We start from the raw sequence: 25,481 nt of genomic DNA on the forward strand, positions 1-25,481 counted from the left end.
AGGTCGGACACACACTGTCCTCTCGACACCGGGTTCGGTACGCTCGGACTCGTGCCTGAATCGACTCCCACGCCCCGCCTGTCCACGAAGATCTCAGCGATCGCCGAGTCCGCCACGCTGAAGGTGGACGCGAAGGCGAAGGCGCTGCAGGCGCAAGGCCGACCCGTGATCTCCTACGCGGCGGGCGAGCCGGACTTCCCGACGCCCGAGCACATCGTCGAAGCGGCACTCGTCGCCGCCCGCGACCCGAAGGCGCACCGGTACACCCCCGCGGCCGGCCTGCCCGACCTCCGTGCCGCCATCGCGGAGAAGACGCTCCGCGACTCCGGCCTCGAGGTCGACCCGAGCCGCGTCATCGTCACGAACGGCGGCAAGCAGTCGGTGTACGAGGCGTTCCAGGTCCTGCTGAACCCGGGCGACGAGGTCATCGTCCCGACCCCGTTCTGGACCACCTACCCCGAGGCCATCGCCCTCGCCGACGGTGTCGCGGTCGACGTCTTCGCCGACGCCTCGCAGAACTACCAGGTCACGGTCGAGCAGCTCGAGGCGGCGCGCACCCCGCGTACCAAGGTCCTCCTGTTCGTCTCCCCCTCGAACCCGACCGGGTCCGTCTACCCCCCCGAGCAGACGAAGGCGATCGGCGAGTGGGCGCTCGAGCACGGCATCTGGGTCATCACCGACGAGATCTACCAGAACCTCACCTACGACGGCGTCCGCGCGACGTCGATCGTCGAAGCGGTCCCCGAGCTCGCCGAGCAGACGCTCCTCGTGAACGGCGTCGCCAAGACGTACGCGATGACGGGCTGGCGCGTCGGGTGGACCGTCGGCCCGGCGGACGCGATCAAGGCGCTCGGGAACCTCCAGTCGCACCTCTCCGGCAACGTGAACAACATCGCGCAACGCGCGGCGATCGCGGCCCTCACCGGTCCGCAGGACGCCGCGGAGGCGATGCGTGAGGCGTTCGACCGCCGCCGCAAGCTCATCGTCGGTGAGCTGAACAAGATCGACGGGTTCGAGACGCCGACCCCGCAGGGCGCCTTCTACGTCTACCCCGACGTCACGGCGCTGCTCGGCCGGACGTTCGGCGGCGTGACGCCCACGACGTCGCTCGAACTCGCCGACCTCATGCTCGACCAGGCCGAGGTCGCGGCCGTGCCCGGTGAGGCGTTCGGGCCGTCCGGTTACCTGCGCTTCAGCTACGCGCTCGGCGACGACCAGCTCCTCGAGGGCGTCCAGCGTCTCCAGCGCCTCTTCGCGTCCTGAGCAGAGGTCCGCTCGCCCGTCTCCGGGCGAGCGGACCTGAACAGCGTCAGATCGTGACGCCGACCACGACGGGCTCGGGCTGCAGGAGGACGCCGAACTCGGCGTGGACCCGAGCCTGCACGAATCGCGCGAGCTCGGCGATCTCGGTCGCGGTCGCCCCGCCCCGGTTCGTGAGGGCGAGCGTGTGCTTCATGGAGACCGCAGCGTGCGACGACGGGAGCGCGTAGCCGCGTCGGATGCCGGCGCGCTCGATCAGCCAGGCGGCCGAGAGCTTCGCCAGGCGTTCGGTCTGGGCCGGGCGGGGTGGGTTCACGACCGCACCGAGCGGGAAGACGTACTCGGTGTCGTCATCGGCCGCCGGGTCGACCGGCCACCACGGGGCGTCCCCCGGCAGCGAGCGGGCGACGTGCTCGGACACGATCGGGTTCGTGAAGAACGACCCGGCGCTGGCGGTGTCGGGGTCGTCGGGATCGAGCACCATGCCCTTCGACGCCCGGAGTGCGAGAACGGTCGTGCGCACCTGGGCCAGGCGGACCTGCTCGCCGACCTCCACACCGAGCGCGAAGGCGAGCTGCTGATAGGCGATCGGTGCGGCCAGGCCGTCGACACCGACGTCGTCGAGGTCGATGATGATCGCCACGACCACGCCGGAGCGCTCAGGCTCTCCGCCACCGTGGCGCTTGAGGACCGACGTCCGGTAGCCGAGCCCGAGCTCCGCGGCCGGAACGCGCTCGACGGTCTGCGACTCCTCGTCGAGCAGGTCGACGGCGACGAGCGACGACACGATCTCCTGTCCGTAGGCACCGATGTTCTGGACGGGTGCCGCCCCGCAGGATCCCGGGATGCCGGAGAGCGCCTCGATGCCGGCCCAGCCGTGCTCGACCGTGTCGGCGACAAGCGCATCCCAGTCCTCACCGGCCTGCACCCGCAGGCGAACCCGGCCGGACGGCGCGTCGAGGCGCTCGATGCCGCGGTTGGCCGCCTTGATGACGGTCGCGTCGAGGGGCTCGTCGCCGATCAGCAGGTTCGATCCGCCGCCGAGCAACAGCCAGGGCTGGTCGGCGTTCCAGACGCCGAGCACGGCCTCGATCAGCGCCGCCTCGCTCGTGCACTCCACGAAGGCTGCGGCCTGCCCACCGACCCCGAGGGTGGTGAGCTCGCTCAGACGGATGGCGTCGTTCATGGTCCTCCGGGTCAGGCGAAGCTGATGACGAGCTGCGCCTTGCCGAGCACCGTCTGCTCGGCGTAGGTGACGGTGAGGTCGACGCGCGCGGTGCGGGCTTCCTCGTCGATCTTGCCGACCTTGGCGACGATCTGGAGGTCGGCACCGGTCTCGGGGTCGACGACGACCGGTCGGGTGAACCGCACCTGGTACTCGAGCACGCGACCGGGGTCGCCGATCCAGTCGACAACCGGCTGGGCCGCGATCCCCATCGTCAGCATGCCGTGGGCGAGCACGCCCGGCAGCCCGACGGACGCGGCGACGTCGTCGCGGTAGTGGATGGGGTTGAAGTCTCCGGAGGCGCCGGCGTACCGCACGAGGGCGTCGCGCGTCAGGTGCACCGTCCGCTCCGCGACGACGTCTCCGACGGCCGGCATGGTCGGGGTCTGCTGCACGTCGCTCATCCTTCGTCTCCTCGCACCACGAGCGTCGAGGTCGCGGTGACCACGGGCTCGCCGGTGGCATCGGTCATGACCGAGTCGCACGTCACCATCGAGTGGCCACCGAGGGACTTCACCGCGGTGACGGTGAGCTGCGCGGTGAGCTCGTCGCCGGCGACGATCGGACGGTGGTGCACGAAGCGCTGGTCGCCGTGGACGACCCGGCTGAAGTCGATACCGGCGTCGGGTGCGGCGAGCAGTTGTTGGAGCGTGTGCTCCTGGACGACGACGGCGAAGGTGGGCGGCGCCACGACGTCGGCGTATCCTGCGGCGCGGGCCGACTCCGGGTCGAGGTTGATCGGGTTCGTCGCGAAGACGGCCCGCGAGAACTCGCGGATCTTCTCGCGTCCGACCAGGTACGGGGCGACGGGCGGGAAGACCCGACCGGCGAGCTCTGGGTTCACTGACACGCCCTCCAGCCTACCCGCTGCCCCGGCTTGACGACCGGGCACGGACGGACCGGCAGCGGTCGGTCAGGAGCGCTTGAGCGCCTGGAACACCATGCGGATGGCGATGACCACGAGGAACGCCGCGAAGAGCAGGTTGCCGACGAACGGCGGGACGACCGAGGCGACGATGGCACCGAGGGCCGTGGTCGTGCAGGCGGAGATGCCGATGATCGCTGCGGCCGTCAGGTCGACGTTGCCTCGCCGGACGTTGCCGACGGTGCCGGAGATCGCGGTCGGCACCATCATGAGCAGTGAGGTGCCCTTGGCGATGAGGTCGCTCGCGCCGAACAGCAGGATCAGCATCGGCACGACGACGACCCCGCCGCCGATGCCGAGCAGCCCCGACAGGACACCGGTCAGGAAGCCGAGCACGATGAGACCGATGATCGAGCCGACGTGCAGATCGATCTCGGCCGTGCGGGACGGGACGATCAGGAACAGCGAGACCACCACGACGAGCAGGAAGCCGATGAAGCCCCACTGGAGCGCCTGCTTGGGGAGCTTCGCCAGCAGATAGCTGCCGAGTTGCGCACCGCCGATCGCACCGGCCGCCAGCAGGATCGCCGCCACCCAGTCGACGGTCCCGTTCACGGCGTAGGACACGACGCCGACGAGCGAGGTCGGGACGATCGCCGCGAGCGACGTCCCGGCCGCGAGCCGCTGGCCGAAGCCGAGGAGGAAGACGACGGCCGGGACGATGAGGATGCCGCCGCCGACCCCGAACAGGCCGGAGAGGAATCCGGCGGTCAGTCCGATGCCGATGAGCCAGGCGATGCCCGACGGGGAGCGGACCGGACGGCCGATCGAGTCGTTCCCGCTCACTGCGCGCTGGAGCCGGACAGCGCGGTCTCGAGCGAGGGCGTCGTGCGAGCGGTACCGGCGTCCAGGAGCGACCAGCCGCTGTCGGTCGCCTCGATGACCGACACGGAGCAGTTCTCCAGCGGCGGGACCGTCGTACCGGAGAGGTGGCTGAGCGTGAGTCGGATGAGCGTGCCGTGGCTCACGACGAGGACGTTCTGCCCGGGGAAGTCGCGTGCGATGGCGTCGATGCCGCGGAGTCCGCGCTCGATGACCGACTCCTCGGTCTCGAGGTTCGGGTACTGGTGGTCGGGCCAGTTCTCGACGACCATCTGCGCCGTCGCGCCCTCGGCGTCGCCGTAGTGGCGTTCGACGACGTCCTGGTACGTCGGGCCGAGCTCGAGACCCAGCGCGTCCGCGATGATCTGCGCGGTCTCGCGTGCGCGCCCCAGTGGGGAGCTGACGACGACGTCCCAGGTGCCGGTGAGCCGAGGGGCGACCGTGGCCGCCTGCTCCCGCCCGGTGTCGTTCAGGGGGATGTCCGTCGTGCCCTGCAGCCGTCGTTCGAAGTTCCAGGCGGTCTGTCCGTGACGGATGAGGGCGATGGTCATGTCCCAAGCCTAACCGGCGTCGACCCGAGCGCTTCCTATCGTCACGACGACCCGGGGCTCACTGCGCGACGCCGGTGTCCTTCGCCCATCGGATCCGGATGGGGCCGCGGACCGTCGCGCGGTCGACCGCTTCGTCGCCCTGCGTGATCCGCACCCGGCCCTCGTCGACCAAGCGCCAGGCGACCCGGCGGGTGTCGTCCATCAGCGCTCGCCAGTCGTCGCCGCCGACGGCTCGCGCGACGTCGGACGGACAGATGGACGAGGTCGCGGCCCGCTTCCCCAGCAGGTCGAGCATCGTCGACTCCAGGAGGCCGTCGTCCACGGCTCCCGCAGGCTGCGGGTCCGGTGCGGCTTCGTCGGTCATGGTCCCAGTACGCGCGCGCCGCTACGCGAGGTCGGCGTGCCGGGACAGGTCCGCATGCTGCGCGACGAATGCCCGGGCAAGGCGCTTCGTGACGCCGAGTTCCGCGACGAGATGCTCGAAGTCCGGTGCCCAGCGCGCGATGGCCCGGAACTCGTCGAGGTCGATGAGGTTCGACGCGGCGAAGCGGTCGGCCTGCACCTCGTGCTTCGGTCGGTCGTCCTCGTGGCCGAGCACGCAGTGAGCGATGCCGTGGGCGAGAGCGTTCCGCCGGTGGACGGACCGGAGCGACTCCTGGATGACGATCGTGTGCGCGGACGGCAGCCAGCGCTCATGGGACACCCGCAGGGGCCGGAAGATGACCGCGAGACCGAGCTCTTCCGCGTGCGCATACGGGTCGTAGGCGCGTCCACGTTCACGGGGCTTCCGGCTCGGGTTGCTCCAGTTCTCCATCGGTGATTGCCGCCCCACGTTCCCCCTCCAACTGCTCCGTCGTCCACGACGCAGCTTCCCGCTGCCGGCGTCTGCGATCCAGCTCGTCATTCGTAGCAGTGGTGTCCGACACGGGAGCCACACGCTCATCGTCGCTCGCCTGCAGTTCGGCCTCGATCCGGCTCATCCCCCCGACCGCTTGCAGGGCGTCGGCCAGGAGTCGCACCGGATCGGCACCGGTCGCGGCGCAGAGCGTGACGAAGGTCGGGCCGCTGATCTCGCTGCGACCGGCGAGGACACGTTGCAGTGTCGTCGGACTCATCCCGGTCGCCTCAGCCAGGGCGCGCTGATTCATGCGTCGCCGCTTGTAAGCGGCCACGAGTTCGTCTGCCAACGCCTGATTGACCATCGCCTCTGCTGCGTTCACGTTCCGATCGTAGCCAGAAACCCTGTCGTGAACGGCAGAAAACCTGCCTCACGCGCTCTATAGTGTCACCTCCGACCTGAATGATGCCAGATGAGACAACTTCTGGAAACCATCCGGGTTGTCCACCACCACCCACGACGCCTGAGGAGGCACCATGACCGAACACCGGACCTCACCGGAACCACCGCCCACATCACCGCCCGTCCCGTTTCCTGCACAGCGGATCATCCGCACCGTGATCCAGACGACCGCGGCCGTGATCCTGAGCTCGGTGGCCTGCATCACGACCGCGAGCATCATCGCGCCACAACTCCTGGAGGCGATCCGAGAACTCCTTCCGGACGACGTCTACGCCTGGGCGGCGGCAGCCGTGGCCACGACGGCGGCGATCGCCGCAGCACTGGCCCGGATCATGGCGATCCCCGGCGTGAACGGGTTCCTGACGAGACTGAGCGCAGGATCCACCCCTCGTCATGCTCGACTCGATTCAGGCGCGAAATCTGCCACTGAAGAAAGAATTTCAGGGTGAATCGGCAAAATGAACTGGACAAGACGAGGAGATCGTCGTAGAGTCTTGCTCGAACACACGTTCGAATGTCGGAGGACACTTCCTCTATCAATAGAAAGGAGGGCTCATGGTGTTGAAGTATCAGCAACCGTTCGCACAGACGGATCAGGCGACAGACGGCTGGGGCTCCTGGGCGGATGGACGCACACAGGCTCATCGAGGCGTCGACTACCAACCTGGGGCAGGCGCGTCGATTCCCGCAGTGGCAACCGGGACGGTGTCTTACAACGGCTGGAACTCCGCGCTCGGAAACGTCCTCGTGATCGCCCATCCAGATGGCATGTACTCGGGATACTCGCACATGCGTGACCGATCGCCGCACGCGCTCGGGACGGGGATTACGCGGGGCCAGCACGTCGGCTACGTCGGGAACACCGGCACGGCGTCACGCGCTGCGCATCTGCACCTCACCATTACCCACACCGCGGACGGGACCTGGAACAACGGCGACATCAACGTCACCGTCGACCCGTACGCATTCATCAACGCTCGCCTCAATGGCGACGACCCCATCACCGCACCACCCAAACCGAAGGAGGACGACATGATTCGTCTCGCAAGGATCCCCATCAACGGCGCCAACGAGAGCGCAGGTGTGCACTGGATCGTCATCGACCACGGCGCTCGCGCCTACTGGAACGTCAAGAGCATGCCGGCGGTGGATCTGCTGCGCGCACAGGGCATCATCGAGATCCCCGACCTGCAGGCGCCGAGCATCGTGGGAACGTACCGCAACATCACCAACCTCACCTGAGCCTGCTCAGTGAACGGCGCCTTCGAGCCGACCGTAACGCCTCGAGGGCGCCCATCGACGCCCGAATGCCGGAGGACATCTCCTCCACGAACAGAAAGGAGGGCTCATGGTCCTGAAGTATCAATACCCATTCGATCTCAGCCACTACGACAGCAGCGACGGGTACAACGCCCCACGAGCCGGCGGCTCAAACCATCGGGGTGCCGACTTCAACGGCTTCCCGGAGGGCACGCCGATTCCCGCGGTCGCTGCCGGAACCGTCGTCGAGAACTACCGGAGCGGAGGGCTCGGATGGCTTGTCGTCCTGGCACACCCTGACGGCGCGTTCTCGGGGTACTGCCACATGTACCAGCAGTCCCCGCTCGCCATCGGCACCAGCGTCACACGAGGGCAGATCCTCGGAGGAATCGGTAACACCGGCGAGTACTCCTTCGGCGCCCACCTCCACCTCACCATCGGGCTCAACCAGTCCGGCGCGACGGGCGGAGGCTCCCACTGGATCGATCACACCGATCCGATCCAGTTCATCAACGATCGCCTCAACGGCGACGACCCAGGCAACACCGGCGGACCGACCGCCCCGACTCAGGAAGAAATCGACGAAATGGCAGCTACGAAGAACGCATCGATCGTCCGCGACTACCAGAAGGAGAACGCGGGCACCCTCGCGATCGCCCTCGTGTACCCGGACGGCAAGGCCGTGAAGCTCGCGGGCAACATGGACGTGGACGGGGCGATCACCGCTCACGTGCAGGTCTACGGCATCTCGCCCACCAACCCGAGCAACACGGCGCTGCGCGACAAGTACGCGTCCCAGCTGACCACTGCTCAGTGGAACGCGTTCTGGGCCGTCTACCCGGGCACCAAGATCGGCTTCTGAGCCGAGGAGCCTCACCCGATGCCCCCGAGCAGACCGTAACTGCTCGGGGGCATCCCCATCGGCACCACGAAAGGAGCCACATGGTTCTCAAGTATCAACACCCGTTCGCGCAGATCGACCTGGCCGACGGCTGGGGATCGATGGCCGGCGGGCGGACCCAGCCGCACCGCGGGCTGGACTACCAGCCCGGCGCCGGGGCCGCGGTCCCCGCGGTCGCAGCCGGCGTCGTCTCCGCTAACCGCTGGAGCGACGCCCTCGGCAACGTCCTCGTCATCGCCCACCCCGACGGCATGTACTCGGGCTACTGCCATCTGGCGGCCGCCTCACCCCATCAGGTCGGGACGGCGATCGCTCGCGGAGCACCCGTCGGTGTCGTCGGGAACACCGGGTCCGCCTCCAGCGGAGCCCACCTGCACCTCACCATCACTGTCACCGCAGACGGCACGTGGAACAACGCCGACATCGGCGTCACCGCCGATCCCTATCCGTTCATCAACGCTCGCCTGACCGGCGACGACCCAGGACACCCCCTCAAGGAGTCAGACATGCCCAAGATCATCAGCGTTCCGGCCGGCACCATCGCGCTCGTCACCGAGACGTTCGGCATGATGTACACATCGCCCGACGGCGGGCAGGGGTTCTCCATCGCCGCCAACTCGCAGGCGTACGGCCACGTCAGCGGCCTGACGGAGGACCAGGTCACGACGCTCGTCGCGGAGGCGAACGCACGAGGTCAGCATTTCGCCGAACTCGTCGCGGGGCTGCGGTAGCCACACTGGCATGAGGAAGCCCCCGAGCAGACCGTAACTGCTCGGGGGCTTCCTCCATTCTGCACCGTGCGCACCAGCAGCGCAGCGTGAAGACTCGAGGCTCAGGCGAACTGCGCGTAGAACGCGTCCGGGCCGTGCGCGAGCGAAGCCTTGACCATCGCGCTCCAGTCGTCGACGACGACCTCGGAAGCGCCGGCCGCGACGCCGTCGAGGCTCGCCCGTGCGACGTCCGCAGGGTCGACCATGGGGCCCTCGTAGCCGGCCATGATGTCGGTGTCGGCGGCCCCGAGGTGCAGCCCCTGCACCGTGACGCCCTTTGGGGCGAGTTCCAGACGGACCGCGTTCGTCATGTTCCACTCCGCCGCCTTTGCCGCGGCGTACCCGCCGGAGCCGGGGTGGGCGAACCAGCTCAGGGCGGAGAGCACGTTGACGATCGTCCCTCCGCCGTTCGCCTCGATCACCGGCGCGAACGCACGCACCATGGCGAGGTTGCCCCAGTAGTGCGTGTCCATCTCGCGCCGAGCGTTCGCGAGGTCGTCGGTCAACATCGAGCCCTGCGTGGCGATGCCGGCGTTGTTGACGAGCAACGTGACGTCGGTCGCGATCTCGGCCGCCGCAGCGACGGACGCCTGATCGGTGATGTCGAGCTGCAGCACCTCCACGCCCGGGATGTCCACGAGTTCCGGGCGTCGTGCGGTCGCGTACACCTTCGAGGCGCCGCGCTCGAGGAGCTGCACGACGAACCTGCGTCCGATGCCCCGGTTCGAGCCGGTGACGAGTGCGACGGATCCTGCGATGTCCATGATTCCCTTCCGCGTGCGGGGCGATCCCACAGCAGCCTGGTTAGGCTAAGACCTCACATCAATGTCAGGTGCAAGCCAGGAACGGAAGCTCGATGCGCATCGGAGATCTCGCGGCCCGGACCGGGGTGAGCGTCCGCTCGCTCCGCTACTACGAGGAGCAGGGGCTCCTCACCGCCACCCGCACGACGAGTGGCCAGCGGACCTATGAACGAGCGGCGGTCGAACGCGTCGAGCTCGTGCAGCAGCTCTTCGCGGCCGGCCTGCCGAGCCGCACGATCGTCCAGCTGCTTCCCTGCGTCGATGCGGGGGTCGCGACACCGGAGTCTCTGGGGCTACTCCAGGCCGAACGCGACCGCATCACCGCGCAGCTGGCCGACCTCGAGGCTGCGCGCGCCCGCTTGGAAGCGGTCATCGACATCACCCTCCACCCGACGCCGGAGCACTGCCCCGCGCTGCGCAACGGACTTCCAGCCGAGCTGGACGCCGCCTGAGCCAGGGATGAGCCTCGTCGGCGGGCGATGGGGAGCACTACCCATCCGAAGATCGTCGCGGATCCCTGCCGCGTCGCCATACTGAGTCCTGAGGCAGGAACGTGGAGATGGGATGGTGGTGGTGCACTGATGGCGGCGAGCAAGCGCGCGACAGCAAGCACCCGACGCGTCCAACGCAGCAGAGTGCTCCAGACGGTGGCGATCGTCCTGATGCTGCTGGCCGGTCCGGTGGCCGTGGTCGTCGGTTCCTTCATGATGGCTGCCGACAGTGACCTGTTGCAGAACGGGGAGCGGACGAGTGGGACGGTCACCGAGGTAGACGACGGTAGGAAGGCATCGGACCACCGGTTCAGGACCGACTATCTGGCACCTGACGGTTGGGAGCAGCGCGTCTGGGCGGACTGGCCCCTCGACGGCAAGCCCGCCGTCGGCGACGTCGTCACCGTGATCTATCGAGCGGACGACCCCGGCACGGCGGCGCTCGAGGGCTATGACGGACCGGGGACCTCGGTCGTCGGTATCGGTGTCGTGCTGACCGGCGTGAGTCTCCTGATCGGCACCGCCATGCTCGTAGGCGTCCTGCTCCGTGCAGGACGGGGACCCGAGCCCAAGGGCACCTCACCGGAGTGAAGGCGTCGTGACCTGCAGCGCGGAAGAAACACAGCAGCCAGGAAACGCAGAACGCGACCGCAACACCGATTGCTCCCGCGAACCACCGAACGCCGTAGCGGCGTTGTTTCGGTATTTGCCGAAGCATTCGCGTCCTAGCGTGGTGGCATGACGACACACGACTACACCTCCACCGTGACGTGGAGCGGGCGGACCGACGCCTACGAGACCTACAGCCGGCGCCATGAGGTGCGTTTGGGGGATTCGTCGATCGACCTGAGCGCAGCGGCCGAGTTCCGAGGCGACAGTGCGCTGCCGAACCCTGAGCAATTGTTGGTGGCGGCTGCGAGTTCGTGTCAGCTGCTGTCCTTCCTGGCGGTCGCCGCCCATGCGGGCGTCGAGATCATCGACTACCGGGACGCGGCGACCGGGATCATGCCGGGCGACGCACGTCCGATGCGGCTCACCGAGATCGTGCTTCGACCGACGATCGTAGCCCAGGGCACGACCACGACCGTGGTGGAACGACTCCTGGAGAAAGCCCACCGGCAGTGCTACATCGCGAACAGCCTCACCGCCGTCGTCACCCTCGAACCCGAGATCACGGTGCGGTGATGTTCGACGTCGAGATCCCGGCCCCGGACGGTGCTTCCTCCCTCGCGGCGATCGGACGCGCACTGGGAGCGGCCGGTATCGGCTTGGAGGGCGGGGGCTTGTGGTCGGGCGTGGCGCACTATCTCGTAGCCGAAGGGGCTCGCGCTGGGGAGGTATTGCGTGAGATCGGGCTCGGGCCTGTGCTCGTGCGGGAAGTGCTCGTGGTCGATCTCGACGTGGATGCGCCGGGCGCGCTCGGCCGGATGATGGAGCGGCTCGCCGGGGCCGGCGTCGTGTTGCACGGCCAGTACAGCGACCATGACAACCGCAAGGTGCTACTCGTGGACGATGTCGCCGCTGCCCGTCGAGCGCTCGAAACGGCCGGGTCGTGACCGGCGACGCGGACATCTCGGTGCCGGCGCGAGCACTCGGTGATCCCGCTCGCGGACGGATCGTGACGGCTCTGCTCGGTGGCCGTGCCATCCCCGCCGGGGAGCTCGCCCACGCTGCCGGTGTCTCGGCCTCCACCGCCAGTGAGCATCTCCGGGTGCTCCTCGACGCAGGCGTCGTCACGGTCGATCGGGTAGGCCGGAACCGCTTCTTCCGTCTGACGAACGACGAGGTCGCCCGTGCGGTGGAGGCGCTCCAGGCCATCGCCCCTCGCACGGTCGTGCAGTCCTTCCGACAGCACCGCGCCTCGGAGGAGCTCCGGGAGGCGCGGACCTGCTACGACCATCTCGCCGGAGATCTCGGCCTACGCGTCACGGACCTGCTCGTCCACGCAAGCATCCTCTCGAGCATCCGCACCGCGGCGACGGAGAACGCCCCGTCACCATTCCCGGCCGGCCCCGTTGTGGAATCGCTCCGTCTACATCCTGGTTCTGGTCCACGGCCGTGGTCACGGGGATGCCTGGACTGGACCGGGCGCCGCGCTCACGTCGCCGGCCAGGTTGGAGCTCAAATCTTGGAGGCGATGGAAACGCAGCAGTGGATCACCCGTCGCCCCGACTCGCGGGCCGTCCGCCTCACGGATCGCGGTGCGCTGGGGCTCAGCAACTTGGAGACGACCGTCGGCGGCCGCGGGGCGAAGCTAGGCTTGGTTGATGAGCTCCGATGACGAAGTGATTCAAGCCATCACCGCTGGTTCGGATGCAGGACTCGTGATGGATTTCGACGGTGTCCTCTCCCCGATCACGGACGAACCGGCCCTCAGCGAGTTGCTGCCTGGCACGGCGCAGACGCTCGAGAGCTCGGCTGGGAAGCTCTCCACGGTCGCGCTCCTCTCGGGGCGCCCGGTGAGCTTCCTCGCCGAACGCGCCACGATCCCCGGCGTCGACCTCTACGGTTCGTACGGTCTCGAACGTCTCACCGACGGCGGCATCGACGTCGTGCCCGAAGCCCAGGAGTGGACGGCCGCTGTTCAAGCCGCGACACGCGAACTCCACCGAGAACTCGACAGCATCGACGGTATCGACGTCGAAGAGAAGTCCCTCGCTGTCGCGGTCCACTGGCGCCGTGCACTCGACCGCGCGGCTGCCGAGCAATTGGTGGAGCCGCTCGTCGAGCGCGTCATCGACGAGTTCGGTCTCAGGCGGGAACCCGGCAAATGCGTCGAAGAGCTGCGGATGCCCTTGGATGAGGACAAAGGCACGGCGCTGCACAGGATCATCCGGGCTGATGGCTTGGGTGTCGTCGCATACGCCGGTGACGACCGTGGGGACCTGCCTGCGTTCCGGGTGGCGCTGGCCAGCGGCGGGTATGCACTCGTCGTCGACGGCCCCGATGCTGCGGAGGAGGTCGTTTCGGTGGCCGGAGTCCACTTCTCAGGTCCCGGCGAGTTCCAGCAGTGGCTCCAGCAACTCAACGACGCTCTGGGATGATCGGATCGCTCTGAGAACCAGTAGCCTCGATGACATCCTCGCCGCGTGGGCGGGCACGCTCAGTGCACGCACGCACGCACGGCAGGGCGGCATCACACCAGGGGGAAACGCATGAATCACTCGTCCGTGCGATGCATCGCCGTCGTGTCTGCAGTCGTCGTCCTCGGCGTGAGCATTGCCGGCTGTACCTCATCGTCGTCGCCTGAGCAGACCGCCGTGGCAGGCGGATCCGGCTCGGCAGTCGCGGCAGCTACGACCTGCGGCGCTGTGTCCGTCATCTTCGCGAACCTCCAGAGCGCAGACTCGGACTTCATGGCCGGCCGCATCACGGAGGCAGAATGGGTTGCCATGACCAACCTGGCCAAGACGGATCTCGACGGCATACGCAGGTTCCGCGATTGGGGTCTCCAGGACGAGCTCAGTGGACTGACCGACTACATGACGACTCATGAGGCGCTGCCGTCTGGCGCACAGTTCGACTCGACAACCGATGAGTTCGGTGGGCTCCAGAACGACGTGCGAGACGCCTGCGAAGCCAACGGCTCGCCGGTCACGACGTTCGCAACCTCGGGCGGTTGAGTGCTCTCACGCCGACGACGATGTGACTCCGACCTTGTGGAGCGTCGTCCCGGGCTATCACATCTCTGAGGATGGGCGAGTTCGTTCAGCCCATGGCGAGGGGAATCGAATGGTGCCGGCGGGCATTCAGTCGCCTCGATCGAGCCAATGATGTGCACGGGGCGCCGCTGACCAGCTTCAAGCGCTACTCGCAGTCGTGCGCGATTCAGCGAACGCCACAGCAAAAAAGAGAAGCACCGGAGAAATCTCCGGTGCTTCTCTCTGGAACAGCTGATCTGGTAGCAGGAGAGAGATTCGAACTCTCGACCTCACGATTATGAGTCGTGCGCTCTCACCAACTGAGCTACCCTGCCACGTCTCTCCGTATGCCGGCGAGAGCAGTGACGGAGAGAACGAGCCCCGAGCGGGACTTGAACCCGCGACCTCTTCCTTACCAAGGAAGTGCTCTACCACTGAGCTATCGGAGCGCGAACCAAACCGCTCACGCGGAAATGGCACCAGTAGAGACTAGCATCCCGCGAGGGGTGCTTCGTACACCGGATCAGGATCAGTTCGCGGCGAAGGTGTCCGCGGCGTGGACGACCTTCTGCAGGTACGACGCGGCCCCGTTGTACGACCCGATCGCCGCGATCCAATCGGCCTCGATGCGAAGGTCCCGGCCGCCGTGGCACAGGTAGTGCGCTGCGGCGAGCGCCGCGTCGTCGATCTGCTGCGGGTCCGCGACGCCGTCGCCGTTCCCGTCCGCTCCCCACCGCTGCCAGGTAGACGGGATGAACTGCATCGGCCCGACCGCATGATCCCATCTGGCGTCGCCGTCGAAGGCGCCGCGGTCCGTGTCGGTGACGGCATCGAACTCGGTGCCGGTGAGCGCCGGGCCGACGATGGGTGGAACGGCCCGCCCGGCGTCGTCGAGCGCACCGCCGAAGATCGTGCCGTGGCCGGACTCGACGCTGCCGAGCGCGGCCAGCGTGTTCCAAGCGATCCCGCAGCCCGGCTGCGTCTCCGCGACGGCGAGCGCCGCACCGGCGTAGGCGACCATCGCCCGCTCGGGGATGCCGAGGCGGAGCGCCGTGGCCGCCGACCAGGCACGGTCCACGCGGTCGGTGACGGCCGCCGGCGCTGTCCCGGCCGAGCCCGCGGCGGGGATGCCCGGTCCCTCGACGGCAGCATGTGGCGCGGTTCCGAGGGTCGAGTCCCGTGCTTCCGCTCGACTGACGAGCTCCGGTCCCCAGACGACCGCTGCCACGATGACGGCGAGACCGACGATCGCGACCGCCCCACCGGCGACGAGCCATCCCACACGGATGCCCGCCCGCCGGTTCCGGCGCGTCGGCGCGGCGGGGCGCCGGGAGCCGTTGCGCACGCTGGACGGTCGGGACCGCGGCTTCCGCGTCGAGCGGGTGGCGCTGGTCGTGCGTCGTCCGGGCGCAGCGGTCTTGCGCTGTGCGGGCCGACGCGCACCACTCCCCTTCGCCGATGTCCCCACCGGTCCACCGTACCCGCGCGTCGGTCGGCGCCGTGCGCCGCAGGTTCAGTGCTCCGGCGCGGCCTTCGCAGCCTGCTTGGCCTGGCGCTTCGCCCGAAGGTCTTTCGCGACGGCGACGCCCTTCTTGGCGGCGGCGTTCGCCTTCGTGCTGGCCCGCTTCGCACCCTCGAACTCCGAAGCGAGGACGGCGAGCCCGCCGACGGCGATCAGTGCTCCCGGTCCGGGGAGCGGGATCAGGGCGACGCCGAGCGCCACCGTGCCACCGCCGACGACACCGACGCCCGCCCGGTACACCCGATTCGCGGTCGGATTCCGACGGATGATGCCGCGCGTCGTCCGGGCCGCCGATCCGGCGATGCCTCCCGCCTGCGCGGCGACGCGCTTCGCCGTACTGCGGGCCGAGCCGTCCGATTCCGTGGTCATGTCCCCACTCTAAGCAGGACGGACGGGTCGGTGGCCGGGAATCCGGTCCGAATCGACACCCGCGCGTCCGCCCTGGCGACACCGTGCTGGCCAGTCCACGAGCGGCGACAGGCCCCGTGAATGGCCTAGGGTAGCGACATGGACTCCGCCCTCCCGACCACGTCGGCGACCGCAGCTCAGCACGCCTCCCCCGCAGGAGGCTCCACCCCCGGTTCGGAGTGGTGGCGCTCCGCCGTCATCTACCAGATCTACCCGCGATCCTTCGCGGACGCGAACGGCGACGGCCTCGGCGACCTGCCCGGGATCACCTCCCGCCTCGGCGCCCTGCAGGAGCTCGGCGTCGACGCCATCTGGCTGTCCCCCTTCATGACGAGCCCACAGAAGGACGCCGGCTACGACGTCGCCGACTACTGCGACGTCGACCCCATCTTCGGCACGCTGGCCGACTTCGACGCGATGACCGCAGCCGCGCACGACGCCGGCATCCGCGTCATCGTCGACCTCGTCCCCAACCACTCCTCGAGCGCCCATCGCTGGTTCCAGGAGGCCCTCGCGGCCGGCCCCGGCTCGGCGGAGCGCGCCCGGTACATGTTCCGCGACGGCAAGGGCGAGCACGGCGAGATCGCCCCCAACAACTGGGAGTCCGTCTTCGGCGGCCCGGCCTGGACGCGCGTCACCGAGGCCGACGGCACGCCTGGCCAGTGGTACCTGCACATCTTCGACTCCTCGCAGCCCGACTTCGACTGGACGAACCCGTGGGTGCGCGAGCAGTTCCGCGACATCCTCCGGTTCTGGCTCGACCGCGGCGTCGACGGGTTCCGCGTCGACGTGGCGCACGGCATGATCAAGGCCGACGGCCTGCCCGACTACACCCCGCCGGCGGAGGGCGGCAGCATGGGTGGCGCCTCGGCAGGCGTCGCACTCGAACCCGGCATCAGCACCGGGCCCGCCTCATGGCCGGAGACCGCGCCGTACTGGGGTCAGGACGGCGTGCACGAGATCTACCGCGACTGGCGCGAGCTCCTGGAGACGTACGACGGCGACCGCGTGCTCTGCGCCGAGGCCTGGGTCGACCCGCTCGACAAGATGGCCCTGTGGGTGCGCCCCGACGAGATGCAGCAGGCGTTCAACTTCCCGTACCTCGAGACCCCGTGGAACGCTGCGGATCTCAAGGCGGTCATCGGCGAGTCGCTGCGGGCGTTCGCGCAGGTCGGCGCTCCGAGCACCTGGGTGCTGTCCAACCACGACGTCGTCCGGCACGCGTCCCGCCTCGCGCTCACGGAGGAGAACCCGCAGGGCTACGGTGTCGGTCCGAACACCCCCGGCCAGCCGGACCGGGCCCTCGGGTTGCAGCGGGCCAGGGCGGCGACCGCCCTCATGCTGAGCCTGCCCGGTGGGGCGTACCTCTACCAGGGCGAGGAGCTCGGGCTCCCCGAGGTCATCGACCTGCCGGATGACGCCCGACAGGACCCGACGTGGTTCCGCACGAACCACGAACGGTACGGCCGCGACGGTTGCCGCGTGCCGATCCCGTGGGAGGCCGGCCACCCCGCGTACGGCTTCAACACGACCGGTGCGTCCTGGCTGCCGCAGCCCGACGACTGGAACGACTACTCGCGCGACGCACAGGCCGGCATCCCCGGTTCGACGCTGGAGCTGTACCGAACGCTGCTCCGCCTGCGCCGCGAGCACACGCTGGGACTCGGTTCGATCGCCTGGATCGAGGGGGCTCCCGACACCATCCTCGCGCTGACCAACGGCGCGGTCACGGTCGTCGCGAACACCGGTGCCGACGACATCGCCGTTCCCTCGTCGCTCGCGGACTCGGCCGTGCTCGTCGCGAGCGGACCCTTCGACGGCAGGACCATCCACGGCGACACGACGGTCTGGTTCACGACGCCCTCGACCCTGCCCGTCGCCTGAGTCACTCCGCGGGCCGGTGTGCCAGCGCGGTGCGCCGACGTGACCGCGGCTGTTCGGTTCCGGCGCGGTGCGCTGACGTGAGCGCGCCGGAACCGGCCCCGCCGCGGGGCGTGCGCGTGAGCGCACCCCTCCGGAGGGGTGCGCTCACGGCGTAGACCCGCGCTCGGGTCAGCGCACCGCGCTGACCCAAGGGCAGTGAGGTCAGTGGTGGAGGATCGCGACCGCGTGGGGACCGAGACGGAGTGATCCGTCCGTCGTGACGACCTCACCGAAGCTGTCGAGGAGCTCACCGACCCGCAGCGCGACCTCGACGGGTTCCATCCCGAAGTTCACCGCCAGGGTGGCCGAGCCACGACGCAGCAGGAACGAGCCGGTCGCCTCGTCGACGATCGCGGTCGTGTCGGCGAACGCCGGATCGGTGAACGCCGGGACCGTGCGTCGCAGCTCGATGACCCGGCGGTACCAGGTCAGCAGCGTCGCGTGCCGCCCTCCGGACCGCTCCGACCAGTCGAGCACTGACCGACGATAGGTCTCGGGATCCTGCGGGTCCGGCACGTCAGCCTCGTTCCAACCCATCCGCGCGAACTCGGCGATCCGGCCTTTCGCCGTCGCCTCACCGAGCTCGGGCTCCGGGTGCGAGGTGAAGAACTGCCAGGGCGTCGACGCGGCCCACTCCTCCCCCATGAACAGCATCGGGGTGAACGGTCCGAGCAGCGTGACGGCGGCGGCGATGGCGAGCTGCCCGTCGTCGAGGGTCGCAGCCAGCCGGTCGCCCGTCGCCCGGTTCCCGATCTGGTCGTGGTTCTGGTCGGAGACGACGAGCCGCCAGCTCGGCGTCCGTTCGAGGTCGATGCGGCGGCCGTGGTGGCGCTTGCGGAAGCTCGACCAGGTGCCGTTGTGGAAGAATCCCTCCTCCATGACCTTGCCGAGCGCACCGAGCGGCGCGAAGTCGGCGTAGTAGCCGGACACCTCACCGGTGAGCGCCACGTGCAGTGCGTGGTGGAAGTCGTCGCTCCACTGCGCGTCGAGACCGTACCCGCCCGCACCGCCGGGGCCCCGGGGTGTGATGAGCTTCGGGTCGTTCAGATCCGACTCGGCGATGAGCGTGAACGGCCGGTCGAGGTCGGCGCTGAGCGCATCCACCGCGGCATCGAGTTCCTCGAGGAGGTGGATCGCACGGGTGTCGTGCAGGGCGTGGACGGCGTCGAGGCGCAGGCCGTCGACACCGTACTCCTCGAACCACAGCAGCGCGCTGTCGATGATGTATCGCCGCACCTCGTCGGAGTCCGGCCCGTCGAGGTTGAGACTGTCGCCCCAGGTGTTGCCGGCGCCGTCCGCGAGGTAGGGACCGAAGCGGGGCAGGACGTTGCCGGAGGGACCGAGGTGGTTGTACACGACGTCCTGGATGACGGCGAGCCCGCGCTCGTGGCAGGCGGTGACGAAACGTCGGTAGCCGTCCGGTCCGCCGTAGGCCTCGTGGACCGCCGACCAGAAGACGCCGTCATAGCCCCAGTTCCAGACACCGTTGAACGCGTTGACCGGCAGGATCTCGACGGCGTCGACGCCAAGCTCGACCAGGTCGTCGAGGCGTTCGATCGCCCCGTCGAAGGTGGCCGCCTCGGTGAAGGTGCCGATGTGGAGCTCGTAGAGGACGGCGCCGATGAGGGAGCGACCCCGCCAGCCGGTCCCGTCGCATGGCACGGGGTCGGACGCGACGACGCGTGACGGGCCGTGGACACCCTCCGGTTGCCGACGCGAGCGCGGATCGGCGAACGGCCCCTCACCGTCGACGAGGTAGCGGTAGTCGCTGTCGACGACGGCGGCCCGCGGCTCGGCGCCGTCGAGCGCGATCCACCAACCGTCGGCGACGTCGCGGTCCATCGGGTGCTGCTCACCGTCCAGGACGAGGTCGACGCGCTGGGCCTCGGGTGCCCACACGCGGAACCCGTCGGCCGGACTCGTGGTGCTGGTCGTCATCGTGCTCACTCCTCGCTCGCGGCCTCGGCCGCATCGTCGGGCCGCGTCAGGACGGCGACGGGATACTGCTCCAGCAGCGCCGCGAGACGGACCTCGCCGCCCTGCAGCTCACGGCCGGTCAGCACGTCGACGAGCCGACCCTCGGGCAGGGTGACCGTGGTCGACGTCCACCCACCATGCTCGGCGAGCCGGAGCGAGAGGCGGGTCGCCACCGTGGTCACGCCACCGCGTGAGAACGCGACGACGTGGTCGGCGGCCGGTCCGTCCGCCCCGATGGGCGTGTACTCGGCGAACCGCGAAGGGTGCTCCCGTCGCAGGCGCAGGAGCCGGCTGGTCACGAGGAGCTTCGCCGCCCCGTCGGCGTCGACCGGCGGCAGCCATCCCTCGTCGAGACGGGCGAGCACCGCGCGACGCTCGGCGTAGTCGACCGGGCGACGGTTGTCGGGGTCCACGAGCGATCGGTCCCAGAGCTCGCTGCCCTGGTACACGTCCGGTACGCCCGGCATCGTCAGCTGGATCGCCTTGGCGACCAGACTGTTCGACCATCCGGCCGCCTCGACGTCCGCGACGGCATCGAGCAGCGCGGCATTCGCACGACGGCTGTCGTACAGTCCGTCGACCGCCGCATGCAGAGCGGCCTCGAACGTCTCATCCGGAGCGGTCCAGGTGGTCGAGTCGCCGGCCTCACGGGCGGCCTTCTCGACGTAGGCGTGCAGTCGTTCGCGCTCGATCGGCCACGCACCGACGGCAGCCTGCCAGACCAGCTGCTCGAGCTGCCGATCCGGGAAGCCGTTCGAGGTGTGGAGGGCGACGGCGTGCTCCGCCCACCGGTCCGCGACCTCGCTCAGGGCGTCGATGCGGGCACGGACGTCCTCGCTGCGCTTCGTGTCGTGGGTGCTGAGCGTCGTCATCGAGGACGGCCACTCCGCCTGCCGCCGCGCCTGGCGGTGGTGGAACTCGGCGACGCTGATGTCGGTCTCGGCGGGGTCGCCACCGACCTCGGTCAGCGAGGTGAGCGCCGTGTAGCGGTAGAACGCGGTGTCCTCGACGCCCTTCGCCATCACCATGCCCGAGGTCTGCTGGAACCGCGCGGCGAGCGGGTCGGTCGAGCTGCGCAGGCGCGGAGCCAGCGCGGCGAAGGCGTTGGCGAGCTCGGGCCGACGGGTCTCCGCCTCGTCGAGCGCGGCGTCCAGGTACTCGTCGCCGAGCGGCAGGTAGGAGCGGTAGACCGGGAACGCGGTCAGGATCTCGGCGAGCGCGTCCACGGCGTCCGGCACCTCGGGGACGAGCCTGGCGAGGCGTCGGACCTCGGAGCCGAGGATCCCGTCGGCGATGCCCCGCTTCGTGGTGTGTACGAGGTCGTCCCAGGCGTCACGCGTCAGCTCGACCCCCGCGAGCTGACCGAGCGTGGGCAGACCGGTCGGGTCGACGAGCACGCGGTCGACGTCGCCCAGGGCGTCGTAGCCGGTGGTGCCGAGCGTGGCCCACTCGGCCGGGAGGTCCTCTTCGCCCTCGAGGATCTTCTCCACCCAGATGGGTGCCCCACCGATGCGCTCGGACAGTCGGTCCAGGTAGGCGCCGGGGTCGAGGAGGCCGTCCGGGTGGTCCACGCGGATGCCGTCGGCGAGGCCGTCGTCGAACCAGCGGCCGATCTCGACGTGCGAGCCGTCGAAGACCGCCGGGTCCTCGACCCGGATCGCGGCGAGCGTGTTGACGGCGAAGAACCGCCGGTAGTTCAGCTCGCTGTCGGCGCGGCGCCAGTTCACGAGTTCGTAGTGCTGCCGGTCGTGCACCTCGCGCGGGCTCGCGTCGTCGTCGGCCGTCCCGGGAGCGATGGGCAGTCGGTGGTCGAAGTACCGCAGTTCGCCCTCCTCGATACGGAGGTCGTCGAGCGCGCTGCGGCCGTCCTCGTCGTCGCCGAGGATCGGCACCCGGATGCGACCGTCACCGGCCTCCCAGTCGACGTCGAAGGCGGTCGCGTGCTCTGCGTCACGACCGTGCTGGAGCAGATCCCACCACCAGGCGTTCTCCACCGGCGTCGCGACGCCCATGTGGTTCGGGACGGTGTCGATGAGGACGCCCAGTCCGGCGGCGTGTGCGGCCTCGGCGAGCGCCGTGAGCCCGTCGGCACCGCCGCGCTCCGGGTCGACCTGGGTGTGGTCGACGACGTCGTAGCCGTGGGTGGATCCGGGTTCCGCGCGGAGGATCGGCGACAGGTAGACCCAGTCGGCACCGAGGGCCTGGAGGTAGTCGACGAGCGCCGCGGCGTCCTGCAGCCGGAAGTCCGCGGTCAGCTGGAGCCGGTAGGTCGAGACGGGCACGGTGGAGCGCTGTGGTCCGCCGCCGGACACGGTGGTCATGATGCGACCCCCGATCGCAGGAGGGTGAAGGAGGTCCCCTGGACGATCACCGTCGTCGACCCCTCGGCGAGCATCTGCTCCGGGTCGCTCGACTCGACGAGCGTCCACGGCAGGCCGGGAGCCTTCGGCAGGCTGAACTCGACACCGTTCTCGGCCGCGTTGAGCAGCAGGGCGAACGACGCCGATCCGGCGTGACGGAACACGAAGGTGATCGAGCGGGCGTCGGGGTTGTCCCAGTCCTCGTCGGCGAAGGGTTCGTCGTCGGACCGGGTGATGAAGACCCGGTCGTCCGCCTTGGAGCCCGGACCCTGGCGGAACCAGTCGGGTCGCAGCGCCGGCTCGGCTCGGCGCAGGGCGATGAGGCGCTTGGTGAAGCCGAGGAGGTCGTGGTCGGCGTGCTCCCAGTCGAACCACGACACCTCGTTGTCCTGGCAGTAGGCATTGTTGTTGCCACCCTGGGTGCGGGCGATCTCGTCGCCGCCGAGGATCATCGGGACGCCGGCAGACAGCAGAACCGTCGCGAGGAAGTTGCGGCGCTGGCGGTCGCGGCGCGCGTTCACGGCGGCGTCGTCCGTCGGGCCCTCGGCACCGTTGTTGCTGGAGCGGTTGTCGCTCTCGCCGTCGTTGTTGTCCTCGCCGTTCGCGGCGTTGTGCTTCATCGAGTACGCGGTGAGGTCGGCGAGGGTGAAGCCGTCGTGCGCGGTGACGAAGTTGACGCTGGACAGTGGCGAGCGGCGGGACGCCTCGTAGACGTCCGGGCTGCCGAGCACGCGCTGCGACATGGTGCCGAGCACGCTGTCGGCGCCGTTCCAGAAGTCGCGCACGTCGTCGCGGAACTTCCCGTTCCACTCCGACCAGCTCGCCGGGAAGCCACCGACCTGGTAGCCGGCGGTGTCCCACGGCTCCGCGATCATCTTGATGGGTGCGAGGACCGGGTCCTGCTCGATGAGCGACAGGAACGCGCTGTGGATCTCGGCGGAGCCGTCCTGGCGGGTGAGCGTCGTCGCGAGGTCGAAGCGGAAGCCGTCGACGTGCATCTCGGTCACCCAGTAGCGCAGGGAGTCCATGATGAGTCCGAGCGCCGCTGGGTGGCCGACGTTGACACTGTTGCCCGTGCCCGTGGTGTCGAAGTAGTGCTCGCGGTCCTCGTCGACGAGACGGTAGTAGGCCGCGTTGTCGATGCCCTTGAACGACAGGGTCGGGCCCATGTGGTTGCCCTCGGCGGTGTGGTTGTAGACGACGTCGAGGATGACCTCGAGGCCGGCCGCGTGCATCGCCTTGACCATGGCCTTGAACTCGTCGACCTGCCCACCGGTGTCGCCGGCGGCCGCGTACTCGCCGTGCGGAGCGAAGAAGCCGATGGAGTTGTAGCCCCAGTAGTTGCGGAGGCCCTTCTCCTCGAGGTGACTGTCCTGCACGAACTGGTGCACCGGGAGGAGTTCGACCGCGGTCACGCCGAGGTCGGTGAGGTAGCGGATGGCCGCCGGGTGGGCGAGACCGGCGTAGGTGCCGCGGATCTCCTCGGGCACCTCGGCGAGCTGCTTGGTGAAGCCCTTCACATGGACCTCGTACACGATCGTCTCGGCGAGCGGGATGCGCGGAGCGACGTCCTGGCCGTCGGCGTCCCAGTCGAACGACGACGGGTCGGTGACCACGCCGAGCGCGACGTGGCCTGCGGAGTCGGTGTCGTCCATCGACTCCGGTGCGTCGAGGCGGTGACTGAACTGCGCCTGGCCGAGGTCGTAGCGCCCGGTGATCGCCGTCGCGTGCGGGTCGAGCAGCACCTTCGCGGGGTTGTGCCGGAGCCCGTTCGCCGGGTCCCAGGGGCCGTCGACGCGGATGCCGTACCGCGTCCCAGGGACGAGGCCTTCCACCAGCCCGTGGAACACGTGTCCGGTGCGCTGTTCGAGGCGCGTCTGCTGCTCCTCCCCGCCCTCGGGGAAGATGCACACGGTGACGGCGTCGGCGGTCTCCGAGTAGATGGCGACGTTCGCACCATCGCCCCGAAGGGTGACGCCGAGCGGATAGGGGGTCGAGAGCGTCATGGCGCCCTTTCACTCGAAGGGATCGATCGTTGTTGAGACGGTACACCGGCCGGGTGACTTCCCCGGATCCGGACGAAACGTGGTAATGGGCCGATCAGAACGCGAAGATACCGATCGCCACACCGATGGCGAGCCCCGCAGCGGCCGTCGCGGCGGCGAGGAGCAATGCGATCCGCGGGTCGACGCCCTGGTCGACGACGAGACCGAGCCGTGCACGCACCCGACGGACCCGGCGCACGCGCGACTCCGACCAGATCTCGCGCAGGCTGGCCGCGACCTCGTGGGCGGCGGGTCGGTCCTCCGGCTTGCGGGCGGTCATCGACCGCAGCAGCGGGTGCCAGGCGGCGGGGAGCTCGGGCGGGATCACCGGGTCGCGGTGCAGGCGTGCGATGGCGGCCTCGACGAGACCTCCGTCGAACTCCCGGCGGCCGGTGACGGCCTCGAGCAGGACGAGGCCGAGCGAGTAGATGTCCGTCTCGGTGCCGACGGTGTCGCCGAGCGCCTGCTCGGGCGACAGATAGGACGCGGTGCCGGAGATAGCCTCGGTGTTCGTCAGACGGGAGCCGCCGACGAAGTGCGCGATCCCGAAGTCGGACAGCTTCACGAGGTTCGCGTGCCCGAACGCGGCGATGTCGCTGAAGAGCATGTTGTCGGGCTTGATGTCGCGGTGCACGATCGACCGGGCGTGGATGAAGGACAGCGCGTCCGCGACCTGCGCACCGAGCGCGGCGGCGTCGCGTGGGAGCATCGGGCCCGCCTGCAGCTTGTCGGTGAGCGTGGCGCCCGGGATGTACTCCATGACGAGGAACCGGTGCTCGACGCCGCGGTGGACGACGGAACCGGAGTCGTAGAGCTCGACGAGGCCCGGGTGGCGGAGTTCGCCGAGGAGACGGATCTCGCGCTCTTGGCGCAGCCGGTCGTTCGCGGTCGCAGCCTCGTCGCGGAAGAGCTTGACGGCGACGGGACGGGAGAGCAGTTCGTCGCGTGCCCGGTAGACGTTGGCGGACCCGCCGGAGCCGAGCTGCTCGCCGATGCTGTAGCGCCCGTTGGACAGGCTGACGCCGGTGACGACCGTCTCGGTGTGCTCGGTGAACATCGCCGCCGGATCGGTGATCGATCCGGCGTGTGCCGGGGGTCGGTTCGGGGAGTCGCTCACGGCCGCCCCCTTCACGGTGCAGTCGGTAATGGCCGCGCCACCGTGTTCTCGGCAGGCTGTTCCAAGATCCACGCTACAAGGCGTTCGTCGTTCAGGGGGATTCGTGTCGGAGTGTTGAGAACCGGTAGCGCACCTGGTAGGCGACTGCAAGACCACGATGCTCCCTTGCGGGCCCCGAAC

28 protein-coding genes and 2 tRNA genes are annotated in these 25,481 nt (G+C 69.2%); 13 read left to right on the forward strand and 17 right to left on the reverse strand.

The window, feature by feature from the left end:
- Positions 1-51: 51 nt before the first annotated feature.
- Positions 52-1,263 (forward strand): pyridoxal phosphate-dependent aminotransferase, encoded by a 1,212-nt coding sequence (locus QRN19_RS08480; RefSeq protein WP_285026324.1) that lies wholly within the window; start codon positions 52-54, stop codon positions 1,261-1,263.
- 46 nt (positions 1,264-1,309) lie between these two features.
- Here the strand turns inward: QRN19_RS08480 and QRN19_RS08485 are convergent, their stop codons facing one another.
- The 8 genes from QRN19_RS08485 to QRN19_RS08520 form a co-directional block, all read right to left on the reverse strand.
- Entirely contained in the window at positions 1,310-2,446 is a 1,137-nt protein-coding gene (locus QRN19_RS08485) for a UDP-N-acetylmuramate dehydrogenase (RefSeq protein WP_285026325.1), read from the reverse strand.
- 11 nt (positions 2,447-2,457) lie between these two features.
- Positions 2,458-2,889 carry a MaoC family dehydratase gene (locus QRN19_RS08490; protein WP_285026326.1) on the reverse strand — a complete coding sequence of 144 codons (432 nt, stop codon included), beginning with the start codon at positions 2,887-2,889 and terminating at the stop codon, positions 2,458-2,460.
- Positions 2,886-3,335, reverse strand: coding sequence for a MaoC family dehydratase N-terminal domain-containing protein (locus QRN19_RS08495; RefSeq protein ID WP_285026327.1), 450 nt, complete (start codon positions 3,333-3,335; stop codon positions 2,886-2,888). Before QRN19_RS08495 ends, QRN19_RS08490 begins: the two co-directional genes overlap by 4 nt.
- A 63-nt stretch (positions 3,336-3,398) precedes the next feature.
- Positions 3,399-4,196, reverse strand: a complete 798-nt coding sequence (locus tag QRN19_RS08500; protein ID WP_285026329.1) for a sulfite exporter TauE/SafE family protein — start codon at positions 4,194-4,196, stop codon at positions 3,399-3,401.
- On the reverse strand, positions 4,193-4,783 hold the full coding sequence (locus QRN19_RS08505) for a histidine phosphatase family protein (protein ID WP_285026330.1): 591 nt from the start codon (positions 4,781-4,783) through the stop codon (positions 4,193-4,195). Before QRN19_RS08505 ends, QRN19_RS08500 begins: the two co-directional genes overlap by 4 nt.
- 58 nt (positions 4,784-4,841) lie before the next feature.
- Complete coding sequence (locus QRN19_RS08510) at positions 4,842-5,147, reverse strand: DUF3253 domain-containing protein (RefSeq protein WP_285026331.1); 306 nt, start codon at positions 5,145-5,147, stop codon at positions 4,842-4,844.
- A 21-nt stretch (positions 5,148-5,168) separates the two neighbouring features.
- Complete coding sequence (locus tag QRN19_RS08515) at positions 5,169-5,615, reverse strand: ImmA/IrrE family metallo-endopeptidase (protein WP_285026332.1); 447 nt, start codon at positions 5,613-5,615, stop codon at positions 5,169-5,171.
- Entirely contained in the window at positions 5,560-6,003 is a 444-nt protein-coding gene (locus QRN19_RS08520; RefSeq protein ID WP_085512825.1) for a helix-turn-helix domain-containing protein, read from the reverse strand. Before QRN19_RS08520 ends, QRN19_RS08515 begins: the two co-directional genes overlap by 56 nt.
- Before the next feature lie 154 nt (positions 6,004-6,157).
- On the opposite strand from QRN19_RS08520, the gene QRN19_RS08525 reads away from it, so the two are divergent.
- The 4 genes from QRN19_RS08525 (at position 6,158) to QRN19_RS08540 (ending at position 8,975) form a co-directional block, all read left to right on the forward strand.
- Positions 6,158-6,532: a hypothetical protein gene (locus tag QRN19_RS08525; protein ID WP_285026334.1), complete on the forward strand. Its 375-nt coding sequence runs from the start codon at positions 6,158-6,160 to the stop codon at positions 6,530-6,532.
- A 106-nt stretch (positions 6,533-6,638) separates the two neighbouring features.
- On the forward strand, positions 6,639-7,325 hold the full coding sequence (locus tag QRN19_RS08530; protein ID WP_285026335.1) for a M23 family metallopeptidase: 687 nt from the start codon (positions 6,639-6,641) through the stop codon (positions 7,323-7,325).
- A 106-nt stretch (positions 7,326-7,431) separates the two neighbouring features.
- Complete coding sequence (locus tag QRN19_RS08535) at positions 7,432-8,205, forward strand: M23 family metallopeptidase (RefSeq protein ID WP_285026336.1); 774 nt, start codon at positions 7,432-7,434, stop codon at positions 8,203-8,205.
- An 80-nt stretch (positions 8,206-8,285) separates the two neighbouring features.
- Entirely contained in the window at positions 8,286-8,975 is a 690-nt protein-coding gene (locus QRN19_RS08540) for a M23 family metallopeptidase (RefSeq protein ID WP_285026338.1), read from the forward strand.
- Positions 8,976-9,076: 101 nt separating this feature from the next.
- Here QRN19_RS08540 and QRN19_RS08545 read toward each other — a convergent pair whose 3' ends face one another.
- A complete protein-coding gene (locus QRN19_RS08545) occupies positions 9,077-9,778 on the reverse strand; it encodes an SDR family oxidoreductase (protein WP_285026339.1) in 702 nt (233 codons plus the stop codon).
- Positions 9,779-9,870: 92 nt separating this feature from the next.
- Between QRN19_RS08545 and QRN19_RS08550 the strand changes: the two genes are divergently transcribed.
- From QRN19_RS08550 to QRN19_RS08580, 7 genes are all read left to right on the forward strand, one after another.
- The gene (locus QRN19_RS08550; RefSeq protein WP_285026340.1) at positions 9,871-10,269 is read left to right on the forward strand and encodes a MerR family transcriptional regulator; all 399 of its coding nucleotides are present in this window, start codon (positions 9,871-9,873) and stop codon (positions 10,267-10,269) included.
- Between the two features lie 195 nt (positions 10,270-10,464).
- Positions 10,465-10,899: a DUF3592 domain-containing protein gene (locus QRN19_RS08555; RefSeq protein WP_285026341.1), complete on the forward strand. Its 435-nt coding sequence runs from the start codon at positions 10,465-10,467 to the stop codon at positions 10,897-10,899.
- 147 nt (positions 10,900-11,046) lie between these two features.
- A complete protein-coding gene (locus tag QRN19_RS08560) occupies positions 11,047-11,493 on the forward strand; it encodes an OsmC family protein (RefSeq protein WP_285026342.1) in 447 nt (148 codons plus the stop codon).
- Positions 11,493-11,864, forward strand: a complete 372-nt coding sequence (locus tag QRN19_RS08565) for a hypothetical protein (protein ID WP_285026343.1) — start codon at positions 11,493-11,495, stop codon at positions 11,862-11,864. Before QRN19_RS08560 ends, QRN19_RS08565 begins: the two co-directional genes overlap by 1 nt.
- The gene (locus tag QRN19_RS08570; protein WP_285026344.1) at positions 11,861-12,589 is read left to right on the forward strand and encodes an ArsR/SmtB family transcription factor; all 729 of its coding nucleotides are present in this window, start codon (positions 11,861-11,863) and stop codon (positions 12,587-12,589) included. Before QRN19_RS08565 ends, QRN19_RS08570 begins: the two co-directional genes overlap by 4 nt.
- 46 nt (positions 12,590-12,635) lie before the next feature.
- On the forward strand, positions 12,636-13,352 hold the full coding sequence (gene otsB, locus QRN19_RS08575; protein WP_285026758.1) for a trehalose-phosphatase: 717 nt from the start codon (positions 12,636-12,638) through the stop codon (positions 13,350-13,352).
- Between the two features lie 111 nt (positions 13,353-13,463).
- Positions 13,464-13,931 (forward strand): hypothetical protein, encoded by a 468-nt coding sequence (locus QRN19_RS08580; protein ID WP_285026346.1) that lies wholly within the window; start codon positions 13,464-13,466, stop codon positions 13,929-13,931.
- A gap of 276 nt (positions 13,932-14,207) precedes the next feature.
- Here QRN19_RS08580 and QRN19_RS08585 read toward each other — a convergent pair.
- The 4 genes from QRN19_RS08585 to QRN19_RS08600 all read right to left on the reverse strand — a co-directional run bounded on the left by QRN19_RS08585 (position 14,208) and on the right by QRN19_RS08600 (position 15,840).
- A tRNA-Met gene (locus tag QRN19_RS08585) sits at positions 14,208-14,284 on the reverse strand.
- 42 nt (positions 14,285-14,326) lie between these two features.
- A tRNA-Thr gene (locus QRN19_RS08590) sits at positions 14,327-14,398 on the reverse strand.
- A gap of 80 nt (positions 14,399-14,478) precedes the next feature.
- On the reverse strand, positions 14,479-15,417 hold the full coding sequence (locus tag QRN19_RS08595) for a lytic transglycosylase domain-containing protein (RefSeq protein WP_285026348.1): 939 nt from the start codon (positions 15,415-15,417) through the stop codon (positions 14,479-14,481).
- A gap of 45 nt (positions 15,418-15,462) precedes the next feature.
- Positions 15,463-15,840 carry a PGPGW domain-containing protein gene (locus tag QRN19_RS08600; RefSeq protein WP_285026349.1) on the reverse strand — a complete coding sequence of 126 codons (378 nt, stop codon included), beginning with the start codon at positions 15,838-15,840 and terminating at the stop codon, positions 15,463-15,465.
- A gap of 138 nt (positions 15,841-15,978) precedes the next feature.
- On the opposite strand from QRN19_RS08600, the gene QRN19_RS08605 reads away from it, so the two are divergent.
- Positions 15,979-17,763 carry a glycoside hydrolase family 13 protein gene (locus QRN19_RS08605; protein WP_285026350.1) on the forward strand — a complete coding sequence of 595 codons (1,785 nt, stop codon included), beginning with the start codon at positions 15,979-15,981 and terminating at the stop codon, positions 17,761-17,763.
- A 201-nt stretch (positions 17,764-17,964) separates the two neighbouring features.
- On the opposite strand, the gene treZ is transcribed toward QRN19_RS08605, so the two are convergent.
- From treZ to QRN19_RS08625, 4 genes are all read right to left on the reverse strand, one after another.
- Positions 17,965-19,740: a malto-oligosyltrehalose trehalohydrolase gene (gene treZ / locus QRN19_RS08610; RefSeq protein ID WP_285026352.1), complete on the reverse strand. Its 1,776-nt coding sequence runs from the start codon at positions 19,738-19,740 to the stop codon at positions 17,965-17,967.
- 5 nt (positions 19,741-19,745) lie between these two features.
- Complete coding sequence (gene treY / locus QRN19_RS08615) at positions 19,746-22,100, reverse strand: malto-oligosyltrehalose synthase (RefSeq protein ID WP_285026353.1); 2,355 nt, start codon at positions 22,098-22,100, stop codon at positions 19,746-19,748.
- Positions 22,097-24,145, reverse strand: coding sequence for a glycogen debranching protein GlgX (gene glgX, locus QRN19_RS08620; RefSeq protein WP_285026354.1), 2,049 nt, complete (start codon positions 24,143-24,145; stop codon positions 22,097-22,099). Before glgX ends, treY begins: the two co-directional genes overlap by 4 nt.
- Positions 24,146-24,239: 94 nt before the next feature.
- Positions 24,240-25,301: a serine/threonine-protein kinase gene (locus tag QRN19_RS08625; RefSeq protein ID WP_285026355.1), complete on the reverse strand. Its 1,062-nt coding sequence runs from the start codon at positions 25,299-25,301 to the stop codon at positions 24,240-24,242.
- Positions 25,302-25,481 lie beyond the last annotated feature (180 nt).

The sequence above is a fragment of the Plantibacter sp. ME-Dv--P-122b genome (assembly GCF_030209375.1).
Classification (GTDB): domain Bacteria; phylum Actinomycetota; class Actinomycetes; order Actinomycetales; family Microbacteriaceae; genus Plantibacter.

What these genes read in the sequence shown, in the direction of transcription:
- QRN19_RS08485 (WP_285026325.1), bottom strand. Translation starts at nt 2,446, where the DNA reads ATGAACGACGCCATCCGTCTGAGCGAGCTCACCACCCTCGGGGTCGGT.
- QRN19_RS08490 (WP_285026326.1), bottom strand. Translation starts at nt 2,889, where the DNA reads ATGAGCGACGTGCAGCAGACCCCGACCATGCCGGCCGTCGGAGACGTC.
- QRN19_RS08505 (WP_285026330.1), bottom strand. Translation starts at nt 4,783, where the DNA reads ATGACCATCGCCCTCATCCGTCACGGACAGACCGCCTGGAACTTCGAA.
- QRN19_RS08510 (WP_285026331.1), bottom strand. Translation starts at nt 5,147, where the DNA reads ATGACCGACGAAGCCGCACCGGACCCGCAGCCTGCGGGAGCCGTGGAC.
- QRN19_RS08525 (WP_285026334.1), top strand. Translation starts at nt 6,158, where the DNA reads ATGACCGAACACCGGACCTCACCGGAACCACCGCCCACATCACCGCCC.
- QRN19_RS08530 (WP_285026335.1), top strand. Translation starts at nt 6,639, where the DNA reads ATGGTGTTGAAGTATCAGCAACCGTTCGCACAGACGGATCAGGCGACA.
- QRN19_RS08535 (WP_285026336.1), top strand. Translation starts at nt 7,432, where the DNA reads ATGGTCCTGAAGTATCAATACCCATTCGATCTCAGCCACTACGACAGC.
- QRN19_RS08540 (WP_285026338.1), top strand. Translation starts at nt 8,286, where the DNA reads ATGGTTCTCAAGTATCAACACCCGTTCGCGCAGATCGACCTGGCCGAC.
- QRN19_RS08545 (WP_285026339.1), bottom strand. Translation starts at nt 9,778, where the DNA reads ATGGACATCGCAGGATCCGTCGCACTCGTCACCGGCTCGAACCGGGGC.
- QRN19_RS08550 (WP_285026340.1), top strand. Translation starts at nt 9,871, where the DNA reads ATGCGCATCGGAGATCTCGCGGCCCGGACCGGGGTGAGCGTCCGCTCG.
- QRN19_RS08560 (WP_285026342.1), top strand. Translation starts at nt 11,047, where the DNA reads ATGACGACACACGACTACACCTCCACCGTGACGTGGAGCGGGCGGACC.
- QRN19_RS08565 (WP_285026343.1), top strand. Translation starts at nt 11,493, where the DNA reads ATGTTCGACGTCGAGATCCCGGCCCCGGACGGTGCTTCCTCCCTCGCG.
- otsB (WP_285026758.1), top strand. Translation starts at nt 12,636, where the DNA reads ATGGATTTCGACGGTGTCCTCTCCCCGATCACGGACGAACCGGCCCTC.
- QRN19_RS08580 (WP_285026346.1), top strand. Translation starts at nt 13,464, where the DNA reads ATGAATCACTCGTCCGTGCGATGCATCGCCGTCGTGTCTGCAGTCGTC.
- QRN19_RS08600 (WP_285026349.1), bottom strand. Translation starts at nt 15,840, where the DNA reads ATGACCACGGAATCGGACGGCTCGGCCCGCAGTACGGCGAAGCGCGTC.
- QRN19_RS08605 (WP_285026350.1), top strand. Translation starts at nt 15,979, where the DNA reads ATGGACTCCGCCCTCCCGACCACGTCGGCGACCGCAGCTCAGCACGCC.
- treZ (WP_285026352.1), bottom strand. Translation starts at nt 19,740, where the DNA reads ATGACGACCAGCACCACGAGTCCGGCCGACGGGTTCCGCGTGTGGGCA.
- treY (WP_285026353.1), bottom strand. Translation starts at nt 22,100, where the DNA reads ATGACCACCGTGTCCGGCGGCGGACCACAGCGCTCCACCGTGCCCGTC.
- glgX (WP_285026354.1), bottom strand. Translation starts at nt 24,145, where the DNA reads ATGACGCTCTCGACCCCCTATCCGCTCGGCGTCACCCTTCGGGGCGAT.